Genomic DNA, 3,410 nt, shown 5'->3' on the forward strand with positions numbered 1-3,410 from the left:
GCGCGGGCTGAAGGGCTTGGCCAGATAGTCGTCGGCGCCGAGCTCCAGGCCCAGCACCCGGTCCAGCTCCTCGCTGCGGGCGCTGAGCATCAGCAGCGGCAGCCGGCTGCCGGCGGCGCGCAGCTCGCGGCACAGGTCCAGGCCATTGCCGTCGGGCAGGCCCACATCGAAGATCGCCAGCGCGGGCTCGTGCTGCGCCAGCCGCGCGCGGGCCTCGTGCAGCCAGCTGCAATGGGCGAGCACAAAGCCCTCGCGCTGCAGCGCGAAGACGACGGTCTGGGCGATGGCCGGGTCGTCCTCCAGCAGCAGAATCTCGCTCATCAACAGACGATCAGCGGGCGATGTGCGAGGCCAGCACCGGGAACAGCTTGGTCAGCCCATCGGCCAGCAGCTCCACCGCCAGCGCGGCCAGGATCAGGCCCATCAGCCGGGTCATGATGTTGATGCCGGTCTGGCCCAGCACCCGCGCGATGCGGCCCGAGGCGGTGAACACCGCAAAGGTCACCAGGCCGACCACGACGCCATAGCCGACCAGCACGCCCAGCTCCCACCAGTGGCGGGTCTTCTCGGCATAGATGACCATGGTCGAGATCGTCGCCGGGCCGGTCAGCAGCGGGATGGTCAGCGGCACGACCGCGATGCTGGCGCCGGCGTCGGCCTTGTTGGCGCCCTCGGCGACATCTTCCTTGCGGGTCTCGGCCGGCTGGGCGTTCAGCATCTGGATCGAGCTGATCAGGAGCAGGGTGCCGCCGCCGACCTGGAAGCTGGCCAGCGAGATGCCGAAGAACTCGATGATCTTCAGGCCGGCCAGCGCGCTGATGCCTATCACCAGAAAGGCCGTGAAGGCGCTGACCCGTATCGTGCGCTGGCGTTGCTGGCGCGTGAAGCTCTGCGTGAAATGGATGAAGAAGGGCACGACGCCAATCGGATTGACGATGGCCAGCAGTGCGATCAGGGGTTTGTACAGATCCATCGCGGCATGGTCAGCGCTGGGCCAGGCCGCGCAAATAGGCCAGACCCTGGGCCGCCCGGGGGCCGTACCAGCTCAGCAGCTCGCCGTCGACCAGTTGCACCCGGGCCTGCGGACACAGGGCCTGGGCCAGGGCCAGATGGGTCTCGTCGAAGCGATAGGGTTCGGAGCTCAGCAGCACGCGGTCGATCTGGCCCAGCCAGGGCTCGGTGCCGACCAGCACCGGATAGCGCGCGGCACCGGTCTCGCCGCCCTCGACCGCCGGCCAGCTCTGCCAGCCGACCTGGGCCAGCATGCGGGCGATATAGGTGTCGCGCGCCACCGTCATCCAGGGCTCGCGCCAGATCAGATACAGCACCCGCTGGGCCGGCCAGGGCTGCGCCGCGCAGCGCGCCAGCTCGGCGCGCAGGACCTGGGCCAGCGCCTCGGCGCGCTCGCGCACGCCGGGCAGGGCGCCGAAGGCATCAGCCATCTGCGTCAGCAGCGCCAGATTGTCGGCCGGGCCTTGCGGATGGGTGATGACGATCNGGGCTGCGCCGCGCAGCGCGCCAGCTCGGCGCGCAGGACCTGGGCCAGCGCCTCGGCGCGCTCGCGCACGCCGGGCAGGGCGCCGAAGGCATCAGCCATCTGCGTCAGCAGCGCCAGATTGTCGGCCGGGCCTTGCGGATGGGTGATGACGATCTCGGGCACGAACTCGCGCAGCGCCTGCACCGTCTCAAGCCGGTTCTCGTCCATATTGACCAGCACATGGGTCGGTGCGAGCCGGCGCAGCTTGGTCAGATTGACATCCTTGGTGCCGCCGACCTTGGGCACGGCCGCCATCACCGCGGCCGGGTGGATGCAAAAGCCGGTGCGCGCCACCATCCAGGGCGCCAGGCCCAGGGCCGCCAGCAGCTCGCTCAGGCTGGGCACCAGGGAGGCGATACGCAGGGTGCCGCTCACAGGCCCTCGTCCGGCACTTCGCGCAGCGCCAGATAGACCGCGCAGCAGCCGCGTAGATAGATCAGGGCCGGCAACACCAGGGCCAGTGCGAACACGACGCCGCCGCCGACCAGGGCCGCCATGCCTTGCGGGCTGCCGGCCACCGGCGCGCCGGCCGCGCCCAGGCTGCGCAGGCCGTAGCCGAACAGCCCGGCCATCAGCTGCTGCGGCGGCAGGCTGATATCGGCGCCCCAGATCGCCAGCAAGGACATGGCCCGCGCCCCGCTGATCACGACAAAGCTGACCGCCGCGCTGACCACGGCGGTCAGCAGCAGGACCGCCGCCATCAGCACCGCGGCATCGAGCAGGCCGCCGCGCAGCTGGCGTGCCAGCAGGCGCAGCGTGGGCCGCACCGTCTGGCCGGCCCAGACCGAGGGCCCGGTCAGCGGCCCCACCAGGACCAGCACGGCAAACGAGCTCAAGCCCAGCAGCAGCACGCCCAGCGGCACGGTCAGGGCGAAGAGTGGCGCGCCCAGCCAGGGCAGGCGGGCCGCCCACAGCAGGCCCAGCAGGGCCGTGAGCACCAGGCCCAGCCCACCCAGCACCACGGCCAGGCTCAGCAGCACCCGATGCGCCACCAGGAGCGCATCGCGCAAGGCGTCCTGCACGTCGCGCACCGGCCGGCCCAGCGCCTGGTCCATCAGCAGCAGGCCGGTGGTGTTGACCCCATAAAAGGCGACCGTCAGCGCCAGCCCGGCCCAGACCACGCCCCAGGGCGTGTCGCTGCGCGCCAGCGCCGACTCGGCCATCGCCAGCAGCAGGCCGGCCACGCTAAAGGTGCTCAGCAGGGCATAGAGGGCCGGGCCGTTGCGCGCGGCGTCCAGGCTGGAGAGCACGCGGTTGAGCGCCTGGAGCGAAATTTTCTGGGACATGGATGGGGGAGCTCGGTGGCCGCGATGATAGCCAGTCATCACTACGTCTTCATGGCGGCTGCCGGTGTGCGATCGGAACGGTTTTCCGGGTTTTCTCTCAGAAGCTGAAAAACAACACTTGACTCTTGCGCTTTGCGCCGGCCTGGACCCATCACCCATAATCGTTTACCTGTGTCTGGAAGCCGCACCTTCGCTTGAATGGTTCACGATGGAGAAGCTCCACATGGTTTTTTGGTATTGAAAGGGCTTCCCCATGGGAAACAAGCTTTACGTAGGCAACCTGGCCTATAGCGTGCGCGACGAATCGCTGCAAGAAGCATTCGGTCAATTTGGCACTGTGACCTCCGCAAAGGTCATGATGGATCGTGATACCGGTCGTTCCAAGGGCTTCGGCTTTGTGGAAATGGCATCCGACGCCGAGGCGCAATCCGCCATCAACGGCATGAACGGCCAGGCCCTCGACGGCCGCGCCATCGTCGTGAACGAGGCCCGTCCTCGTGAAGAGCGTCCGGGCGGCTTCGGCGGCGGTGGCCGTTCGGGCGGCGGCGGCTTCGGTGGCGGCGGTGGCCGTTCCGGTGGCGGCGGCT

General features: G+C 69.2%; 5 protein-coding genes and 1 pseudogene. 1 reads left to right on the forward strand and 5 read right to left on the reverse strand.

Annotation, left to right across the window (positions count from 1 at the left end):
- The 5 genes and pseudogenes from PO768_RS28215 to PO768_RS28235 form a co-directional block, all read right to left on the reverse strand.
- The coding region (locus tag PO768_RS28215) for a response regulator (protein WP_272648706.1) at positions 1 to 321 on the reverse strand (321 nt) is incomplete at its 3' end.
- 10 nt (positions 322 to 331) lie between these two features.
- A complete protein-coding gene (locus PO768_RS28220) occupies positions 332 to 973 on the reverse strand; it encodes a MarC family protein (protein ID WP_137944941.1) in 642 nt (213 codons plus the stop codon).
- A 10-nt stretch (positions 974 to 983) separates the two neighbouring features.
- A complete protein-coding gene (locus PO768_RS28225; protein ID WP_272648707.1) occupies positions 984 to 1,442 on the reverse strand; it encodes a helical backbone metal receptor in 459 nt (152 codons plus the stop codon).
- Positions 1,443 to 1,543: 101 nt separating this feature from the next.
- A pseudogene (locus PO768_RS28230) lies at positions 1,544 to 1,957 on the reverse strand (helical backbone metal receptor); the annotation flags it as partial.
- Positions 1,909 to 2,823: a hypothetical protein gene (locus PO768_RS28235; RefSeq protein ID WP_272648708.1), complete on the reverse strand. Its 915-nt coding sequence runs from the start codon at positions 2,821 to 2,823 to the stop codon at positions 1,909 to 1,911. The gene PO768_RS28235 and the pseudogene PO768_RS28230, both read right to left, overlap by 49 nt.
- A gap of 253 nt (positions 2,824 to 3,076) precedes the next feature.
- Between PO768_RS28235 and PO768_RS28240 the strand changes: the two genes are divergently transcribed.
- The coding region (locus PO768_RS28240) for an RNA recognition motif domain-containing protein (RefSeq protein ID WP_272648709.1) at positions 3,077 to 3,410 on the forward strand (334 nt) is incomplete at its 3' end.

The organism is Paucibacter sp. XJ19-41, from assembly GCF_028462495.1.
In the GTDB taxonomy this organism is placed as follows: Bacteria; Pseudomonadota; Gammaproteobacteria; order Burkholderiales; family Burkholderiaceae_C; genus Roseateles_E.